The sequence below is a fragment of the Methylobacterium sp. 77 genome (assembly GCF_000372825.1).
In the GTDB taxonomy this organism is placed as follows: Bacteria; Pseudomonadota; Alphaproteobacteria; order Rhizobiales; family Beijerinckiaceae; genus Methylobacterium.
In genome coordinates this window covers 1565164-1584264 of the sequence record NZ_KB910516.1, presented here as the reverse complement: position 1 = coordinate 1584264, position 19101 = coordinate 1565164, and the positions used below count along the sequence as shown (strand labels likewise).

Sequence of the window (19101 nt, the reverse complement as noted above, 5' to 3'; positions counted from 1 at the left end):
TCGGACGCGCGTCATGAAGGAGCGTCTGGTCGTCATCGGCAACGGCATGGCGTCGTTGCGCTTCCTGGAGCGGCTGACCGAGCGCGCGCCCGGCCGCTATGACGTCACCGTCGTCGGCGCCGAGCCGCAGGCGGCCTATAACCGCGTCCTGCTCTCGTCGCTTCTCGGCGGCGAGGTCGACGAGGCGGCCTGCGCGTTTCGCGGGCTCGACTGGTATGAGGAGCACGGCATCCGCCTCATCACCGGCGCTCCGGTGACACAGGTCGACCGGGAGAACGCCCTCGTCATCGTCGGCGAGACCCATGTCCTGCCGTTCGACAAGCTGGTGCTCGCGGTGGGCTCCCTGCCGATCCGCCTGCCGAAGCCCGGCATGGACCTGCCCGGCATCATCACGTTCCGCGATCTCGCCGACGTGGCGGCCATCCGGAAGGCGGCGGTCACCGGCGCCAAGGCCATCGTCATCGGCGGCGGCCTGCTCGGGCTGGAGGCCGCCGTCGGCCTCGCGCGGCTCGGGGTCGACACCACCCTGCTGCACGTCATGGACCGGCTGATGGAGCGCCAGCTCGATCATCACGCCGCCGGCCTCGTGAAGCGCGCCCTGGAATCGCGCGGAATCCGCATCCTGCTCAAGGCCGATACCGCCCATGTGGAGGGCGACGGCCGGGTCGAGCGCCTCGTCCTGTCCGACGGCACCGTGCTGCCGGCCGACCTCGTGGTGATGTCGGTGGGCGTGCGGCCCAACGCCGTTCTCGCGCAAGGCGCCGGGATCGAGGTCGGGCGCGGCATCAAGGTCGACGACCGGATGACAAGTTCCGATCCGCGCATCTTCGCGCTCGGCGAATGCGCCGAGCATCGCGGCATGGTCTACGGCCTCGTCGAGCCCGCCTACGACCAGGCCGAGGTGCTGAGCCGCCACCTCGTCGGCGAGGAGGCCGCCTATCTCGGCACCTCGCTGGCCACCAGCCTCAAGGTGTCGGGCCTGCCGGTCTTCTCGGCCGGCGCCATCGAGGCGCCGGAGAACGCGGAGACGGTGGTGATGTCGGATCCCGGCCTCGGCCTCTACCGCAAGCTGATCATCGGCGACGGCCGGCTCCTCGGGGCGGTCTTCGTCGGCGACATTTCCGAACAGGGCTGGTGCAAGACGCTGATCCGCACCGGCGAACCGATCGCCGACCACCGCGACGACCTGATGTTCGGGCGCGCCGCCGCGCCCGATTCCCACTCCCTGGCAGCATGATGGAGGCTTCCATGGCTGACGACTTCAACGCCGAACAGAAGCGCTATCTCGAAGGCTTCGCCTCGGGGATCGCCGCCGCCCGCCTGACCGGCGGGCTCGCCCTCGGGCAGGGGGCCGCCGCGCCCTCCGAACCCACGGGGCCGGACGCGATCCACATCAAGGCCCAGGATGCCACGGTGAAGGCCGGCGGCAAGCTCTGCGACCAGGAGAAGTGGAAGCGGGCGGAGAACCCGTTCGAGGGCCATAACCGCCTGATCGCGGAGGCCGCCACCGGCAAGACCCCGAAGCCGGAGGACAATTTCCGCTGGCGCTATCACGGCCTGTTCTGGCTCTCGCCGGCCAGCGGCGACTTCATGTGCCGCCTGCGCATCCCCAACGGCATCCTGCAGCACTGGCAGTTCGCCGGGATCGCCGACCTCGCCGATGCCCATGGCGGCGGCTACAGCCACGTCACCACCCGCGCCAACCTCCAGGTCCGCGAGATCACGGTGGAGCACGGCCAGCCATTCCTCGACGGGCTGATCGACCTCGGGCTGACCGCACGCGGCTCGGGCGCCGACAACATCCGCAACGTCACCGGCTCGCCGGTCGCCGGCATCGACGCTCAGGAACTCCTCGACACCCGGCCGCTGGCCAAGTCCTGGCACAACTGGATCATCAACGACCGTTCGCTCTACGGCCTGCCGCGCAAGTTCAACGTCGCCTTCGACGGCGGCGGCGTGATGCCGGTGCTGGAAGAGACCAACGATATCGGCTTCCAGGCCATCCGCGTCCTCGAAGGCGCCGCCGTGGAGCCCGGCATCTGGATGCGCCTCGTTCTCGGCGGCATCTCCGGCCACCGCGACCTCGCCCGCGATACCGGCGTCGTCCTGAAGCCGGAGGAGTGCAACAAGGTCGCCGACGCGATCCTGCGGGTCTTCATCAAGAACGGCGACCGGACCAACCGCAACAAGAGCCGGATGAAGTACGTCCTCGACGCCTGGGGCTTCGACAAGTACCTCGCCGCCGTCGAGGAGGAGCTCGGCTACACCCTCGCCCGGGTCGACCCGGCCCATATCGCCCCGCGCGGGGCGATGGACCGCTATTCCCATGTCGGCGTCCACAGACAGGTCCAGCCCGGACTCAACTGGATCGGCGTGATCCTGCCGGTGGGCAAGATGACCTCCGACCAGATGCGCGAACTCGCCCGGATCGCGGCCGAATGCGGCGACGGCGCCATCCGCATGACCGTGTGGCAGAACTTCCTGTTCTCCGGCGTGCCGGACGCCAAGGTAATGGAGGTCGAGGCGCGCGTTGCCGCCCTCGGTCTCACCACCCAGGCCTCCAGCATCCGCGCCGGTCTCGTCGCCTGCACCGGCAACAAGGGCTGCAAGTTCGCCGCCTCGGACACGAAGGGGCACGCCCTCATCATCGCCGACTACATCGAGGCCAACCTCACGGAGCTCGACGTTCCGGTGAACGTCCACGTCACCGGGTGCCACCATAGCTGCGCCCAGCATTACATCGGCGATATCGGCCTCATCGGCGCCAAGGTCGTGGTCTCGGAGGAGGGCGACACCGTCGAGGGCTACGACATCGTCGTCGGCGGCGGCTTCGGCGATTCGCCGAAGATCGGCACCGAGATCTGGAAGGCGGTGAAGGCCGAGGATTGCCCGCCCCGGATCGAGGCGCTGCTGCGCAGCTACCTCGCCCGACGCGAGAGCCAGGCCGAGAGCTTCCAGGCCTTCACCGCGCGCACCGGCCCCGAATCCCTGCGCAGCTTCGCCGAAGAACAACCGATCCTAAGAGCAGCCGCATGAGCGAGCACGTCAGCCCCCCGCTCGTTCTCATCCCCGAGAACGCCCCCTTCAACACCGACCAGCGCTCCTGGCTGTCCGGCTATTTCGCCGCCCTGCTCGGGCCTGCCGTGGAGGGCGCGACGGCGCTCGCCCCCGGCGATTCCGGCGGTGGTCCGAAGCTTGCCGACAACGACGACGCGCCGTGGCACGACCCGTCGATGCCGCTGCCCGACCGCATGGAGATGGCCAAGGACCGGCCCGAGCCGCAGAAGCTCATGGCCGCCATGGCCCAGCAGGATTGCGGCCAGTGCGGCTACAATTGCGCGGATTACGCCAACGCCCTGTTCCTAAAGAAGGAAGAGCGCCTGAACCTGTGCCAGCCGGGGGGCAAGGACACCCTCCGCATGCTCAAGAAGCTGGATGAGGAATTCGGCGCAAGCGGCGGCGGCGCCACGAAGAAAGCCGATGCGGGGGAGGACGGGGCCAAGGCCGAGGCGCCGCTCGGACCGCTCGGCTATTGCCGCGAGAACCCGGTGGAGGCCGTGTTCCTGTCCCGCACCCGCCTCAACGAGCCGGGCGGCGAGAAGGAGACCTGGCATATCGAGATCGATCTCACGGGGACGCCGATCGAGTACGTGGTGGGCGATTCCCTCGGCCTGTTCCCCTCGAATCCGCCGGCCCTGGTGGATGCGGTGATCGCCGAACTCGGCGCCCGCCCGGAGCGCATCATCGGCGGCCAGACCCTGCGCAATCGTCTGCTCAAGGACTACGCCCTCGGCGGCGCGCCGGACGGGCTCTACCAACTCCTCTCGCTCCTCACCTCGGGCGACGCGCGCAAGAAGGCGCAGGCGCTCTCGGCCGGTGAGGACCCGGACGGCGATTCCGCCTATCTCGACGTGCTCGGCGCCCTGCACAAGTTTCCCGGCGCACGCCCCGATGCGGAGGTGTTCCTCGAATCCCTCGACGAGCTGCAGCCGCGGCTCTACTCGATCTCGTCCTCGCCCAAGGCCGATCCGGGCCGGGTCTCGCTCACCGTCGACGCGGTGCGCTACAACCACCGCTCGCGCCTGCGTCTGGGCGTCGCCTCGACCCATCTCGGCGAGCGCATTTCCGAGAAGACCACGGTCAAGGTCTACCTGCAGAAGGCGCACGGGTTCGCCCTTCCGGACGACCTGTCGAAGGACGTCATCATGTGCGGCCCCGGCACCGGCATCGCGCCGTTCCGCGCCTTCCTGCGCGAGCGGGCCGCGACGCAGGCTCCGGGACGGAACTGGCTGTTCTACGGCCATCAGCGCCAGGCCAGCGACTTCTTCTACAAGGACGAGCTGAATGCGCTGAAGGACGGCAAGGTGCTGACCCGCCTGTCCCTCGCCTGGTCACGCGACGGCACCGAGAAGACCTACGTCCAGGACCGCATGCGCGAGAGCGGGGCGGAGCTGTGGAAGTGGCTCGAGGGCGGCGCCCATTTCTACGTCTGCGGCGATGCCAAGCGCATGGCCAAGGACGTCGAGCGCGCCATCATCGACGTCGCCGCGAGCCACGGCGGCAAGAACCCGGACGAGGCGGTGGCCTATTTCGGAGCGCTGAAGAAGGCCGGGCGGTATCAGGCCGACGTGTATTGAGGCGCGCTCAGGCCCGACTTTTGCTGCAAGCCCTTTCGCAGCAAGCCCCGATGAGACGACATCCGCTGAGGATCACGCCATGAACGTGCACGTGTCCGACGCCGCCCCGCATGCGGTGAAGACCACCTGCCCCTATTGCGGCGTCGGTTGCGGCGTGATCGCGACCCCCGATGGGGCGGGTGGGGCAGGCATTGCCGGCGATAGCGCGCATCCGGCCAATTTCGGCCGCCTGTGCTCGAAGGGTTCGGCGCTCGGCGAGACCCTGTCCCTCGACAACCGCCTGCTGCACCCCTCCGTCGACGGCGTGCGGGCGAGCTGGGAATCGGCCCTCGGCACGGTGGCCGGCGGCCTGCGCAAGGTCGCCGAGCAGCATGGCCCGGATGCGATCGCATTCTATCTGTCGGGGCAGCTCCTCACCGAGGATTACTACGTCGCCAACAAGCTCGCGAAGGGGTTCCTCGGCACGCCGCACGTGGACACCAACTCGCGCCTGTGCATGTCGAGCGCGGTGGCGGCACACCGCCGCGCCTTCGGCTCCGACACGGTGCCGGGCTGCTACGAGGATCTCGACGAGGCCGACCTGATCGTGCTGGTGGGCTCGAACACCGCCTGGTGCCACCCGATCCTGTTCCGCCGCATGGTCGATGCCCGCGCCAAGCGCGGCACCAAACTGGTGGTGATCGATCCGCGCAAGACCCAGACGGGGGAGGAGGCCGACCTCTTCCTCGGGCTGAAGCCGGGCACCGACACCGCCCTGTTCTCCGGCCTGCTCGTGCATCTGGCGAGCGCGGGCGCCCTCGATTACCGCTTCGTCCTCGACCACACGACCGGCTTCGACGGTGCCCTGGAGCGCGCCCGCTCGATCGCCCCCGACATCGCCGCGACGGCCGTCGCGACCGGTCTCTCGGAGGCGGAGGTCGGGCAGTTCTTCGCCCTGTTCACCCGCACCAAGCGCGTGGTCACCGCCTTCTCGCAGGGCGTCAACCAATCGGCTCAGGGCACCGACAAGGGCAATGCGATCATCAATTGCCACCTCGCCACCGGCCGTATCGGCCAGCCCGGCGCGGGGCCGTTCTCCCTCACCGGCCAGCCCAACGCCATGGGCGGCCGCGAGGTCGGGGGCCTGGCCAACATGCTCGCCGCCCACATGCATTTCGCGCCCGAGGAGGTGGACAAGGTCCGCCGCTTCTGGAGCGCGCCGCGCATCATCACCGGCGAGGGCATGAAGGCCGTCGCCCTGTTCGAGGCGGTGGAGCGCGGCAAGATCAAGGCCCTCTGGGTGATGGGCACCAATCCCGTCGTGTCGATGCCCCGCGCCGATGCGATCCGCGAGGCGATCAAGGGGCTCGACCTCTACGTCGTCTCCGAGTCGGTGGCCGACAGCGACACGGCCCGCGCCACCGGCCGGAGGACCGTTCTGCTGCCGGCCCAGGCCTGGGGCGAGAAGGACGGCACCGTCACCAATTCCGAGCGGCGCATCTCGCGCCAGCGCCGCTTCCTGAAACCGCCCGGCGAGGCGCGGGCCGACTGGGCGATCGTCAGCGACGTCGCCAAGCGCCTCGGCCATGGCGACGCCTTCGCATATCCGAACGCCGCCGCGATCTTCCGCGAGCATGCCGCGCTCTCGGCCTTCGAGAATAACGGCACCCGCGATTTCGACATCGGCGCCGTGAGCGACATCTCGGATGCCGCCTATGCCGACGCCAGGCCGCTGCAATGGCCGCTGACGAAGCGCGGAGCCAAGGAGGGCAGGCAGCGGCTGTTCGCCGACGGGCAGTTCTTCACCTTCGACAAGCGCGCCCGCTTCGTTGCGGTGCAGCCCCCCGCCCTGGCGCAGCCGGTGAGCGAGGGCTTCCCCTTCGTGCTCAATACCGGCCGGGTGCGCGACCACTGGCATACGATGACGCGCACCGGAAAGAGCCAGCGCCTGTCCGCCCATCGCGACGTGCCCTTCGTCGAGATCCACCCCGACGACGCGGCGGCGATGGGGGTGGTCCATGGCGGTCTCGCCACGGTCTCCACCGCCCACGGCGCGGCGGTGCTGGAGGTGATGGTGGGGGAGGGGATGCGCCGCGGCGACCTCTTCGCCGCCTTCCACTGGAGCGCGGCCACGGCCTCGGCGGGCCGGGTCGGCGCCCTTCCGCGCGGCATTCCCGACCCGGTCTCCGGCCAGCCCGAGCTGAAAGCGACGCCCGCCGCCATCGCGCCGGCGGCCTATCGCAGCCGCGGCTTCCTCCTCACCCGCGACCAGAGATCGCTCCCCGCCGGCTGGTGGTGGGCGCGCGCCACGATCCAGGGCGGCTCCGGCCTGCACTTCGCCACGCAGGAAAGCTCGCGCGAGGTCGCGCTGATGCTGCGCGGGATGTTCCAGGGCCTCGAGATCGCCGACTATGCCGACCACGCCCGTGGCCGCTACCGCTTCGCCGCCTATGACGGGGGCCGCCTCGTCGCCTGCCTGGCGCTCGCCCCCGGCGATGCGAAGCCGGGCTGGGAGACCGAGAAGGCGTATTTCGCCGCGCCCGAGCTGGAGCCCGCGGCACGGCGCGCCCTGCTCTCCGGCCGGGCCGAGACGGCGTCCGCCGGGCCGACGGTCTGCGCCTGCCACGGCGTCGGTCTCGACATCATCACCGCCACCATCGCCGCCGGTGCCCACAGCGTCGAGGCGGTGGGTGCCGCCTGCAAGGCCGGGACGAATTGCGGCTCGTGCATCCCTGAGATCCGCAAGCTGCTGCCCCAGGCGCTTGCGCGCGACGCCGCATAAGATCATTTTCACGCCATGAGTACGCCCCGCCAACCCCGGGAAACCCGGCCCGCCGGAATCGCCGCCCGTGAGGGCGCCGGACATGCCGGCCTCGAGCCTTTGGCGGTCCTGCCGGTCTTCGTTCCGCTTCAGGGCAAGCGCGCGGTGCTGGCCGGCTCCAATGGCGGTGCGCCCTGGAAGGTGAAGCTGCTCGCCGCCGCCGGGGCCGATGTCGACGTCTACGCCCCCGAGCCCAGCGACGAATTGCGCGCGGTGCCGGGCGAGATCGTCGCCGGCAGCGTCACCCTGCACGAACGCCAGTGGCAGCCCTCCGACCTTCAGGGCTCGGCCTTCTGCATCGGCGCCATGGAGGACGAGGCCGATTGCATCGCCTTCGTCGCGGCGGCGCGGGCGACCGGCGCCATCGTCAACGCGGTCGACAGGCCGCATCTCTGCGACGTCAAGTTCGGCGCCATCGTCAACCGCTCGCCCATGGTGGTGGGCATCTCGACGGAGGGCGCCGCCCCGGTCTTCGGCCAGACCGTGCGCGCCCGGATCGAGGGCATGCTGCCGCGCGGGTTCAAGGCCTGGATCGGCGCCGCCCGCGACTGGCGCGAGGAGGTCACCTCCCGCTTCCATGCCTTCTCCGACCGCCGCGCCTTCTGGGAGCGCTTCACGGACCGCGCCTTCGCCGAGCCCGATAGGGCACCGACCGAGACGGATCTCGCCGAGCTTCTCGATCATACCGAAGGCGCGCCGAAGGGCGGAGCCGTCACGCTGGTCGGCGCCGGGCCGGGCGATGCCGAACTCCTCACCCTCAAGGCTCTGCGGGCGCTGCGCAACGCAGACGTGATCCTCTACGACGATCTCGTGGCGCCGGAGATCCTGGACTATGCCCGCCGCGAGGCGCGCACCATGCTGGTGGGCAAGACCGGGCACGGCCCGTCCTGCCGCCAGGACGACATCAACGCGCTGATGGTCCAGCTCGCCAAATCCGGCAAGCAGGTGGTGCGGCTGAAATCCGGCGACCCGCTCGTCTTCGGCCGGGCCGGCGAGGAGATCGACGCCTGCACTCAGGCCGGCGTGCCGGTTAGCGTCGTTCCCGGCATCTCGGCGGCACAGGGGGCGGCCGCCTCGCTCTGCGTCTCGCTGACCAATCGCGATGCGGCGCGGCGCCTGCAATTCGTCACCGGCCACGACCGCCGCGGCTCCCTGCCGGAGGATCTGAACTGGGGCGCGCTCGCCGATCCCAGCGTCACCACCGTGGTCTACATGCCGAAGAAGACGCTTCGGGTGCTGTTGGAGCGCGCCATCGCCGAAGGTCTGGCACCCGCCACCACCGCGCTCCTCGTCTTCAACGCCACCCGCCGCAACCAGGCGGTGGTTGCGGGCACTGCCGCCGATCTCGCCGACCGGGTCGAGGCCTCGGGCCATGAGGGGCCGGCATTGTTGATGGTCGGCGAGGCTTTGCAGCGCGTGGGCGCCGAAGCGGCTGTCGCGGCGCGGGAGCCCGACAAGCTGGCGATCTGAAGCCGTGGGGGCCGCTCGAAAGGATCACGCCGGCGTGCCGATCCCTGGTCGCTCCCTCCGCTTCACCGACAGCACGTAGAAGGCGACGCTCGCCACGGATGCTCCGAAGACCATGAGCAGGGTGTCGGATGCCCGCATCGCCGCCGCTAAGAGGGCGAGGAGATGATGGAGGGCGAAGTCATCCCTCCACCACGTCCCGAGCTTCATCACGCAGACCAACGAACCGACGATGACGGGCGCCGCGAGGCTCCATGGCATGAGGTGTCGTTCGATCGAGCGCTTGCACACCACGCCGCAGCCGATCGCGATGAGGATGAACGGGCCGGCGACGAGGAAGCCGAGCGGAACGAAAATGACCGTCGCGGCGAAAACCTGCAGCGCGTCGAGCGCCAGCGATCCGGTCGACTTTGCGCGACCGGCAACGACCCAGTGGCCGAGGACGAGGAACACCGCAGCGACCACGCCGATGAACCCGCAGACGAAGATGCGCGCGGAAATGGGCCAGGACGCGGAGTTGCCGATCATGGCCGACCCTCCGCTGGCGTGATCCGGCGAAGGCCCAGGCGCGGCATCAGATCGCCCGGCTGCTTCAACTCCGAGACCAGCCCGAGGCGTCGCATCGCCAGCAACGCCCACCAGCCCGGATCGTGCTGGCCCGGCTCGATCCCGAGCCGGGCGGATTCCGGCCAGGCATGGTGGTTACCGTGCCAGGCCTCGCCGAAGGTGATGAGCGACGCGGCGGGAAGATCGTGTCCCTGCACCGCGACCCCGTCCACCGCCCAGCCCTGCGGGCCGCGTCGATGGGTCAGGTGCCCGACGAGCCAGTGCCCGGTGAGGCTCACGGCGATACGGACGGGAATGCCCCAGACCAGCCACGGCATTCCGCCGAGGGCATAGAACAGGATCGCCCACGGGATCTGCTGCGCCATCCATGTCGCCTCGACCCAGCGCAGGAATCCGTCCCGGACGAGCCGCTCTTCCGGCACGAAGCGAGGAGGGTGCGCGAGGTCGAGACGGCAATGCATCTGCCACCATGCGTCGACCATGAAGGGCGCGCGGTGCGCGTGGAGGTCGTGGCACACGGCCTGTCGCTGTGCCCGATCGCGGGTGTCGTGAAGCCGGACCATGCCCATTGGCCCGGCCATGCCCACCAGCGTGCCGAGATAGATCAGCCCATGCTCCACCCAGAGCGGTGCGGACAGGCTGCGGTGAATGAGAAGGCGGTGCAAGCCGATGGAATGGCCGAGACAGAGCGTGACCGCGCTCGTCACGAGGAAGAGCATCACGGCCCCCGGCGTAACGTAGGCCGGGGCCAGACCGATGGCGGCGAGGGTCATGCCTCCGGCCCAGAGCGATCGGGCGGGCGCCCAGCGCACCCGCCCCTCCGTCGCGGATGTATCCGGCCCTGCGATGATGCGGGGCGTGGAGAGAAGCGCCATGTCGTCCTCCTGTTGATTAGGCAATTACCTAATTACGCCAGCATGCGATTTGTCAATCGTTAGCTCATCACCTAAATACCGGGACACATCGAGGTCCGACCCCATGCAGCGCGTCTTCGAGGCCCTGACGTCCCCCGTTCGCCGGAAGATCCTCGCCTATCTCGCGCATACGGAATTGAGCGCGGGCGAGATCGCCTCACGCTTCGACATGTCGAAGCCCTCGATTTCACAGCATCTCTCGGTTCTGGAAAATGCCGGTCTGGTTGCGAGCGAGAAGCGGGGCCAGTTCGTGTTCTACCGGCAGGTCGAGGGTAACCTCGCCAACACCCTCGCCGGCTTCGTGCAGGAGGTCTGTCCGGTGGGCCGTCCCCTCAGGCACGAGAGCGCTTCCCTGGCTGCCGACCGCAAGGCGGGCAAGGACGGCTAGCCCGATCCGGCAGCCGTCTCCCGGGACGACGCGTCCCGGCGCGACGAGCATTCGCCGGTGAATTCCAGACCCGCGCCTGCGGAACCGACGGGCTCGCCCGCCATCCAAGGCGTTTAGACGTTCGACTTGGCGTTTAGACCTCCGGCTTGGCGTTTAGACTTGCGACTTGGCGTGTGGACTTCCAGCTTGGCGTGTAGACTTCCGGCTTGGATCGGAGCCGTGCCGCCATCATGCGATTCGTCGTCCTCGCACTCGTCCTGTCACTCGCGACCGCGACAGCGGCATGGAGCGCCGACGATCCGGTGATCGCGGCGGCGACGGACCTGACCGGAGAGGTCATGTTCCTCGAATCCGGCGCGCCCGGCATGGTGCTGGTGGTCGTCCGTGGCGACGGCACCTTCATTCGCGGCTACGGCGAAACCGAGAAGGGCAATGGGATCAGGCCGGACGGAGCGAGCCTGGTGCGGCTCAATTCCATCACGAAGGTCTTCACCACGGAAGTCCTGGCCTCCCTCGTCGCGGAGCGAAAGCTCGCCCTCACCGATTCGCTGCAGCGGTTCGCCCCCGGGATGCAGGTCCCGGCCTTCGCGCAGCGGCCGATCACGCTCCTCGATCTCGCGACCTATTCGGGCGCGCTTCCGCGCGAGATCGGACAGGCGCCGGAGGGCGCGAATCCCCGTGCATGGCCGACCCATGACGACCGCTGGGCGTGGCTGCGCGGATACACGCTGCCTTGGGCCCCCGGCACCGTCACCTCCTATTCCAATGTCGGGTTCGACCTTCTGGCCGATGCGGTCGGGACGGCGGGTGGCGCGCCCTACGCCCATTTGCTGAACAGCCACGTCACGATGCCGCTCGGCATGACCGATACGGGTCTCTCGCCGACGCCGGACCAATGCGCGCGATTGATGATCGGCTCCGGCCTCGGCGGCCCCGCGACCTGCGTCGACACCCAGGCGACCGGTGGAAGCGGCGGCCTCTACAGCACGGGCAACGACATGGCGCGCTGGCTGCGCCACAACCTGTCCGCCGCGAGCGGCGTGCTCGCCCTGAGCCACGCGGTCTATCGCCAGCGCCAATCGATGCCAGCGGCGATCGGCTTCGATGAAGCCTCGCCGATGGCGGGCCTCGCGCTCGGCTGGGTGTCCGTGGCGGCCAAGGACAGCGAACCGGCGCTCCTGGTGAAGAGCGGGGGAGGCGCCGGTTTCATGAGCTACGTGGCCTTCGCGCCCGGCCGCGACGTCGGCGTGTTCGTCGTGGTGAACCGCATCGATTTCGCGATGTTCGCCACCTTGACCGGCGTGACGCACAAGCTGATCGCCGGCCTCGCCACGCGCTGAGGCCAACGGCGCGGCGCGCGGAGCGTCCCACCCGGTTCGGCACGGGACGAGCGACGCATTGCCGGTTGCCTCCCTTGTCCGCCTATGGTCTTCCAGCGGCCTTATCCGGAACCGGCCTGAAGGCTTGCCATGCGTCGTGCCCTTCCTCTCATCTTCTTCGCCCTCGGGCTCGTGGCGCTCGGCGTCGCGGCCACCGTGATGCTCGTGCCCAATGCCGGGCAGGTGACGACCAGCAACGTCGGCGGGCCGTTCACCCTGACCAACCAGGACGGCCGGCGCGTCACCGAGCGGGACTTCGCCGGGGCGACGCATCTCGTCTTCTTCGGCTTCACCCATTGCCCCGATATCTGCCCGACGACGCTGCAGCAGATCGGCGACGTGCTCCAGGCGCTGGGCCCCAAGGGCCGGGACACCAAGGCGCTGTTCATCGCCGTCGACCCTGAGCGCGACACGCCGGACGCGCTGAAGACCTATCTCGCCAGCTTCGACCCGCGCATCATCGGCCTCACCGGTTCGTCGGACGAGGTGGCCGCCGTCGTGAAGGCCTACCGCGCCTATATCCGCAAGGTACCGACCAAGGAGGGCGACTACACGATGGAGCACACGGCGCTGGTCTACATCATGGATGCGAAGAACCGCTTCGTCAGCGCCCTCAACCTGACCAAGCCGGCCGACCAGACAGCGGCGGACCTCGCCAAGGTGATGTGACGCCTCACGGTGGGGGCCGCGGTTTCAGCGCCCCGCTGCGCGAGGTCCGGGACAGGCCGTGCTCGGTCTTGTTCCAGCGGTCGGGCGCGAGGACCAGCTCGATCACCCCGCGCCACGCCGCGAGGCTGACGAGCAGGAAATAGACCGGCAGCAGCGGCACGAAGGGGATGAGGTCGTGCCATCCCCGGCGCCGGCAGCCGATATAGGCCGGCATGAGCATCGCCACGAAGCCGGAGACGAGCACCGTGATCGCAGCGCCCGTGGGCAGGTTCGACCAGAAACTGGTCCCCGCCTCGATCCGGCTCGGCCAGAGCGAGACCAAAGCCGGCAGCATCAGGAACGGATAGGCCAGGGCCGAGGCCACCGTGCCGGGGATGAGGGCCAGCGCGCACAGGCTCGCCAGCGGTCCGAGTTCGCGGACGGCGACGAGCGGGTTGCGGCCATGGGTCAGGCTCGTCTGGAGAAAGCCCTTCATCCAGCGGGTGCGCTGGTTGAGCCAGGCCTTGTAATGGGCCGGCGCCTCCTCGATCGTGCTGCTCGGCAGGTCACCCACATCGTAGCCGGCCCGCGCCAGACGCAGGCCTAGATCGGCATCCTCGGTGACGTTCCAGGCATCCCAGCCATGGACCGCGCGCAGGATATGGGTGCGGAAATGGGTGGATGTTCCCCCCAGCGGCGTCGGCAGACGCCAGGCCGCGAGAGCCGGGCCGAGCACGTCGAACAGGGCGGTGTATTCGAGGGCGAAGCATCGCGTCAGCCAGGAATCGCGGGCATTGTCGATGACGAGGCGCCCCTGCAGGCAGGCGGTACGCGGGGAGGCGCGGGCGAAGGCCTCGGCCGCCGCGCGCAACTGGCCGGGATCGGGCACGTCCTCCGCATCGTAGACGACGAGGCAGCTTCCGCGCGCCAGCGGAAGGGCCGCGTTGAGGGCACGCGGCTTGGTCTTGGGAAGGCCCGGCGGCACCACGACGACGTCCACATGCGCCGGGAGGGCGAGGCGGGCGAGCGCCGCTGCCGTGGCGCCGTCATCGGCCTCGGTGAGGAGTTTGATATCGAGCTTCGTCACCGGATAATCGAACTGCGTCAGCGCGCCGAGGAGACGGGGGACCACCGCCGCCTCCCGGTAGAGCGCGACGAACACCGTGTAGACCGGCAGGTCGGCATCCGGCAGCCGCTGGCCGGGAGGCCGATCCGGCTCGACACCGCTCGTCGGTCCGATGGCGGCCACGCGAAAGGTCAGCAGGGCGAGGAACCCGACCTGCACCAGGATCCAGACCGCCGTCATGAGCAGAGCCGGAAGGCTGGCGGCGACGAGGACGACCGCGCCGAAGAGGAGGCTCGCGAGGGCAATGATGGGCGCCGCCGGGGCGGCATTGTAGGCCCAGTCCGGCCGGCGCCTGACCAGCTCGTCCGAGGCATGGGCCGCGATGGCCGCCGGCCGTTGAGCGAAGATCGCGCGGCGCAGGGCCGTCGGGGTCGTGATCGCCGGCATCAGCCCGGTGGGGCTGCGCCCCTCCAGCAATTCGACGACCGCGCGCCCACGCGGTGCATAGACGAAGGCCGCGCCCATCCCCGGGGCGAGGGGAGCGACGCCCGCGATCAGGCTGTCGGGAAACCGCGCGCCCGCACCGAGGGGCAGGGCGTCGCCGAGAAAGCGCGCGCCGAGAGTGAGCGCCAGGACACGGTAGAACCTCTCCTCCTCGATCAAACCCGACTGGATCAGGGCGGTGGCGGCATCGGTGCCGCTCGCCCGCGCCAGGGCGGCGGCTTTCGCCAGCAGCATCGGTGAGACGGCATGGCCCAGGAGAAACGCGATCTCCGGCGGCAGCGCCACCGTTTCGCCGCGCAAGCTCCTGAAACCGAGGATCGACATCGGAACCGGCTCCCCGCGGCCCGGGAACGTGGTAGGGGGAGAGCCGTGAGCCAGACGATTCCCGCGCACAACCAGTGCGATACGAATACAACCAGCGCGTCAAGCCGCCTCAAGCGGGGCGTGGCCGCCTTGCTGGTGGCGGCATTGCTCCCGGCCTGGCCGGCTGCGGCGCAGGAGGCGGCGGCTCCGGGGGTGACGATCCCGAATTTCTGGAACCCGCGCAGCCGTCTCGAACGGATCGAGGCGCCGCAGACGGCACGCGCCATCCGTTTTCTCACCGACGACGAATTCCCGCCCCTGCATTTCGCGGGGCCGGACGGCGCGCCGACCGGTTTCGTGGTGGAGCTCGTTCGGGTGGTCTGCGAGCGCCTGTCGATCAGCTGCACCATCCAGGCGCGGCGGTTCGATACGCTGCTCGACGCCCTGGCCGAGCGGCAGGGCGACGTGGTCGCGGCCGCGATCCCGCTGACGCCGACCCTGCGCAGCCGCTTCCTCGCCACCCGCCCGTATTTCCGCTGGCCGGCGCGCTTCGCCGCCCGCAGCGACAAGGGCCTGCCCGCCCCCTCGGCCAAGGCGCTCGCGGGCAAGTCCGTCGGCATCGTCGGCGGCAGCGCCCATGCGGCCTACCTCAAGGCGTTCTTCCCGAAGGCGGAGGGCCGCGAATTCACCGACCTCGCCACGGCCGAGGGCGCGCTCCGGCGCGGAGATGTCGATTACGTCTTCGCCGACGGGCTGAACCTCGCCTTGTGGATCGGCGGCATCGACTCGTCGAATTGCTGCGCGCTGGTGGGCGGCGACTATTTGGAGAACCGCTATTTCGGCGAAGGCATCGGCCTCGTCACGAGGCGCGAGGACACCGCCCTGTCGCGCGCCCTCGACGAGGCCCTCCAACGGGTCTGGGACGAGGGAAAATACGCCGAGCTGTATCTGCGGTTCTTCCCCGTCAGCCCGTTCTGACCCGGGCGCCTGCCGACCGGCGGGCGGTTCTACCGGCAGATATTCAGGATTCCACGCGCCTCCTCCGCCAGTTGCCGCGTCAGGTCCGCGGCGCCCAACTCCCGCGCCAGCGATGCCGCCTGTCCCGACCAGAGCGGTGAGAAGTCGCCGACGCCCTGCGCCTCCGCGCGCTGGCGCAGGGGCTGGAGGGCCACGGCGGCCGTGGGAAAGGCCGGCGCCTCAGGGCTCACCGGGCCGAGTTCCCGCATGGCCCGGTTCAGGAGCCCCCGCGCAGGGCGGCCGGTGAACACATTGGTGAGCGCGGTGTCCTCGTCGCGCGCCGCCCGCAGGGCTGCGAGATGGACGGCGGAGGTGCCGGCTTCCGGGCAGAAGAGGTAGGCGGTCCCGATCTGGGCGGCCGAGGCGCCGAGCACGAGGGCGGCCGCGACGCCGCGCGCATCGGCGATGCCGCCCGCCGCGATCACCGGAACGCGGACCGCGTCGACCACCTGCGGCACCAGCGAGACGGTGCCGACCTGGGATTCGAGCGCCTCGGCGAGGAACATGCCGCGATGGCCGCCGGCATCCGCGCCCTGCGCGATGATCGCGTCCACGCCGCGCTCGTCGAGCCAGCGGGCCTCGCGGACCGTGGTGGCCGAGGAGAAGACGAGGCAGCCCGCTGCCCTGACGCGGCGGAGCAGGGCGTCGTCAGGCAGGCCGAAATGGAAGCTGACCACCTTCGGGCGAACCTCTTCCACCACCGCGCAGAGCGCCTCGTCGAAGGGCGCGCGGTTGGCCATCGCGATCGGCGCCGCGGGATCGAGAGCGAGCTCCCGATAATATGGCGCCAGCCTCTCCCGCCATGCGGCTTCGCGGGCCGGATCGGGCGCGGCCGGCGCGTGGCAGAAGAAGTTCAGGTTGAACGGGCGGTCCGTGCCCTGGCGGATCAGCGCGACCTCGCTGCGGACCTGCTCCGCATTCAGGGCCGCGCAGGCCAGCGACCCGAGACCGCCGGCACCGGAGACGGTGGCCGCGAGCCCGGCCTTCGGTCCCACCATCGGGGCCTGGACGATGGGATGCTCCAGACCGACGAGATCGAGAAAACGTCTGTCAGGCCACATGATGCGCATTCCTTCCGGGCGGGGAGGGCGTCCGTTCTACACCATCGGACCGCGACGGACCCGTTCTCACTGCGAAGGACAGGGTTCAGGTCCGCAGCCACCTTCCGCTCGCGGCGACGCCGACGAGCAGGCCCGCGACCACGAGGAAGGCGATCGACAGGCTGGTCACGTGGGCGAGGAAGCCGATGGCGGCGGGTCCGGCGAGAATGCCGGCATAGCCGAGCGTCGTCACCGCCGGGATCGCGAGGCGGGCCGGCATCACGTCCTGGCGCGCGGCCGCCGTGAACAGCACCGGCACGATGTTGGCGCAGCCCGCGCCGACCAGGGCATAGCCGATGAGGCCGGCGGGCCAGGACGCGATGCCGGTGACGAGGAGAAGGCCGGCGGCGGCGACGAGCGCGCCGAGCACGACGATGCGGGCGCGGCCGATACGGGCCACGACGGCATCGCCCGTGAGCCGTCCCACCGTCATGGTCAGGGCGAAGGCGGCGTAGCCGAGGCCGGCCTGGGACGGAGAGAACCCGCGCTCCTGAATGAGGAAGACGGCGCTCCAATCCAGCGCCGATCCTTCGGTCAGGAAGACGACGAAGCAGAGCAGGCCGATGAACAGCACCGATCCGCGCGGGATCGCGAAGGACGGTCCGCCGTCGCCGCCCTCGGCGGGTATCAAACCGGGCAGGGCGGCGAGGAGCGCGGCGGCGATGCCGGCGACCACCACGAGGGTCGCGGTGATGGGCGAGAGCCCCGCGCTCAGCATCGCGCTGAACCCGGCCGCGCCCAGGATGCAGCCGAGGCTGTAGAGACCGTGAAAGCCGGACATGAGCGGGCGCCCGGCCCGGCGCTCGACCACCACGGCCTGGATGTTCATCAGGCAATCGAGGACGCCCAGGCCGGCGCCGAACAGCATGAGCGCGGCGGCCAGCAGCAGGGGCGGAGAGGCGAGGGCGAGAAGCGGCAGCGTCAGGCCGATCAGGGCCACGGCGGCGATCAGCACCGGACGCGTGCCGAAGCGCAGGGCCAGCGCACCGGCCGCCGGCATGCCCAGGAGGGAACCGATGCCGAGGCACAGGAGCAGCAGGCCGAGGCTGCCGTCATCGAGCCCGGCCCGCGCCTTCACGAACGGCACCAGCGGCGCCCAGGCCGCGATGCCGAAGCCGACGATGAGAAACAGCAGGCGGGTGGAGCGGCGTTCGGATCGGGCGGGGGCCGGGGTTTCGGTGAAGGCGGTGGTGGCGGTCGTGGTGGTCGTGGTGGTCGTGGTGGTCATGGAGCTTTCTGGGACACGCGGATGTCACGGGAGGCGATGCCGCACTCTCTCCGTCGGACGCGGCAAACGTATGAACCGCGCATGCAAGCGCGGCGGCGAGGCTCCGCCCGTCAGGAACGGCCGGGATTGACCCTCGGGTCGGCCTGGAGCCGCGCCACGGCCAGATCGATGAAGGCGCGGACCTTGGCCGGAGCGCGCCTCCCCTCCGGGCTGACGATATGGACCGGCATCGGCGCCGTGTCGGGATCGTCGAGGATCAGCCTGAGCCGGCCCTCGGAGACCGACGGCGCGACCTGATAGGACAGCAGACGTGCGATGCCCTGGCCGGCGAGGGCGGCCGCGAGGGCGGCGTCGATCGTGTTGCAGACCAGCCGGGGATGCAGGGCGCCGCCCGCTCGTTCCTTGCCGCTGGACAGTTCCTTGCCGCCGGACCTGCCTTCGCCCGGCGATCCCGTGCTCATCGAGCCGATGATGGCGTGGTCCCGAAGATCCCGCATCGTCGCGGGTGTCCCGTGCCGGTCGAGATAGCCGGGCGTGGCGCAGAGCACCCGGCGGACGGTGCCGACCCGGATCGCCACGATCCCGGAATCGGCGAGATGGCCGATGCGGATGCCGACATCGGCGCCTTCCTCGACCATGTTGATCACGCGGTCGAGGAACAGGGCGCGCACGCCGACGGCGGGATGGCGCGCGAGATAATCCAGGATGACGGGCAGCACGTAGAGCCGGCCGAATTGAACCGGAGCGGTGACCGTCAACGTCCCCGACGGGGTCACGGAGGAGCCGGCCGCGACGGCTTCCGCCTCCTCGATCTCCGCGAGGATGCGCCGGCAATCCTCCAGGTAGCGTCCGCCCGCCTCCGTGAGTTTGAGGGAGCGCGTGGTCCGCGTCAGCAGCCGCGTCCCGATCTGGTCCTCGAGCGACGCCACCGCACGGGTGACGGCGGGCGGACTCATGTGAAGCTGGCGCGCGGCACCCGCGAAGCTGCCGTTGTCCGCGACCCGAACGAAGACCCGCATCGCCTGCCAACGATCCATGCCGTCCTCTCCCGCTTCCGCCGATTATTCCATTCTACGGAACAGT

15 protein-coding genes are annotated in these 19101 nt (G+C 70.0%); 9 read left to right on the top strand and 6 right to left on the bottom strand.

Annotated elements, in window-relative coordinates; translation table 11 throughout:
- Positions 1–13: 13 nt before the first annotated feature.
- From A3OK_RS22490 to cysG, 5 genes are all read left to right on the top strand, one after another.
- Positions 14–1237 (top strand): FAD-dependent oxidoreductase, encoded by a 1224-nt coding sequence (locus A3OK_RS22490; RefSeq protein ID WP_019904328.1) that lies wholly within the window; start codon positions 14–16, stop codon positions 1235–1237.
- An 11-nt stretch (positions 1238–1248) separates the two neighbouring features.
- Positions 1249–3036: a NirA family protein gene (locus A3OK_RS0107500; protein ID WP_026597032.1), complete on the top strand. Its 1788-nt coding sequence runs from the start codon at positions 1249–1251 to the stop codon at positions 3034–3036.
- Positions 3033–4637: a sulfite reductase subunit alpha gene (locus A3OK_RS0107495; protein WP_019904326.1), complete on the top strand. Its 1605-nt coding sequence runs from the start codon at positions 3033–3035 to the stop codon at positions 4635–4637. Before A3OK_RS0107500 ends, A3OK_RS0107495 begins: the two co-directional genes overlap by 4 nt.
- Before the next feature lie 79 nt (positions 4638–4716).
- Positions 4717–7398 (top strand): nitrate reductase, encoded by a 2682-nt coding sequence (locus tag A3OK_RS0107490; RefSeq protein ID WP_019904325.1) that lies wholly within the window; start codon positions 4717–4719, stop codon positions 7396–7398.
- 15 nt (positions 7399–7413) lie between these two features.
- Positions 7414–8907, top strand: a complete 1494-nt coding sequence (cysG, locus tag A3OK_RS0107485; RefSeq protein WP_026597031.1) for a siroheme synthase CysG — start codon at positions 7414–7416, stop codon at positions 8905–8907.
- Between the two features lie 24 nt (positions 8908–8931).
- On the opposite strand, the gene A3OK_RS0107480 is transcribed toward cysG, so the two are convergent.
- Both A3OK_RS0107480 and A3OK_RS0107475 read right to left on the bottom strand, forming a co-directional pair.
- Complete coding sequence (locus A3OK_RS0107480) at positions 8932–9432, bottom strand: hypothetical protein (protein ID WP_019904323.1); 501 nt, start codon at positions 9430–9432, stop codon at positions 8932–8934.
- A complete protein-coding gene (locus tag A3OK_RS0107475; RefSeq protein WP_019904322.1) occupies positions 9429–10346 on the bottom strand; it encodes an acyl-CoA desaturase in 918 nt (305 codons plus the stop codon). The genes A3OK_RS0107480 and A3OK_RS0107475 overlap by 4 nt, the downstream gene beginning before the upstream one ends.
- 103 nt (positions 10347–10449) lie before the next feature.
- Between A3OK_RS0107475 and A3OK_RS0107470 the strand changes: the two genes are divergently transcribed.
- The 3 genes from A3OK_RS0107470 (at position 10450) to A3OK_RS0107460 (ending at position 12821) form a co-directional block, all read left to right on the top strand.
- Positions 10450–10773 carry a metalloregulator ArsR/SmtB family transcription factor gene (locus A3OK_RS0107470; protein WP_019904321.1) on the top strand — a complete coding sequence of 108 codons (324 nt, stop codon included), beginning with the start codon at positions 10450–10452 and terminating at the stop codon, positions 10771–10773.
- 230 nt (positions 10774–11003) lie between these two features.
- Complete coding sequence (gene ampH / locus A3OK_RS0107465; protein ID WP_019904320.1) at positions 11004–12113, top strand: D-alanyl-D-alanine-carboxypeptidase/endopeptidase AmpH; 1110 nt, start codon at positions 11004–11006, stop codon at positions 12111–12113.
- Between the two features lie 129 nt (positions 12114–12242).
- Entirely contained in the window at positions 12243–12821 is a 579-nt protein-coding gene (locus tag A3OK_RS0107460) for an SCO family protein (RefSeq protein ID WP_019904319.1), read from the top strand.
- A gap of 4 nt (positions 12822–12825) precedes the next feature.
- On the opposite strand, the gene A3OK_RS0107455 is transcribed toward A3OK_RS0107460, so the two are convergent.
- Complete coding sequence (locus A3OK_RS0107455) at positions 12826–14694, bottom strand: glycosyltransferase family 2 protein (RefSeq protein ID WP_019904318.1); 1869 nt, start codon at positions 14692–14694, stop codon at positions 12826–12828.
- A gap of 120 nt (positions 14695–14814) precedes the next feature.
- On the opposite strand from A3OK_RS0107455, the gene A3OK_RS0107450 reads away from it, so the two are divergent.
- Positions 14815–15651 (top strand): transporter substrate-binding domain-containing protein, encoded by an 837-nt coding sequence (locus tag A3OK_RS0107450; protein ID WP_019904317.1) that lies wholly within the window; start codon positions 14815–14817, stop codon positions 15649–15651.
- 29 nt (positions 15652–15680) lie between these two features.
- Here A3OK_RS0107450 and A3OK_RS0107445 read toward each other — a convergent pair whose 3' ends face one another.
- The 3 genes from A3OK_RS0107445 to A3OK_RS0107435 form a co-directional block, all read right to left on the bottom strand.
- Positions 15681–16751: a nitronate monooxygenase family protein gene (locus A3OK_RS0107445; RefSeq protein ID WP_026597030.1), complete on the bottom strand. Its 1071-nt coding sequence runs from the start codon at positions 16749–16751 to the stop codon at positions 15681–15683.
- A gap of 85 nt (positions 16752–16836) precedes the next feature.
- Positions 16837–18018, bottom strand: coding sequence for an MFS transporter (locus tag A3OK_RS0107440; protein ID WP_019904315.1), 1182 nt, complete (start codon positions 18016–18018; stop codon positions 16837–16839).
- Between the two features lie 110 nt (positions 18019–18128).
- Positions 18129–19055 (bottom strand): LysR family transcriptional regulator, encoded by a 927-nt coding sequence (locus A3OK_RS0107435; protein WP_019904314.1) that lies wholly within the window; start codon positions 19053–19055, stop codon positions 18129–18131.
- Positions 19056–19101 lie beyond the last annotated feature (46 nt).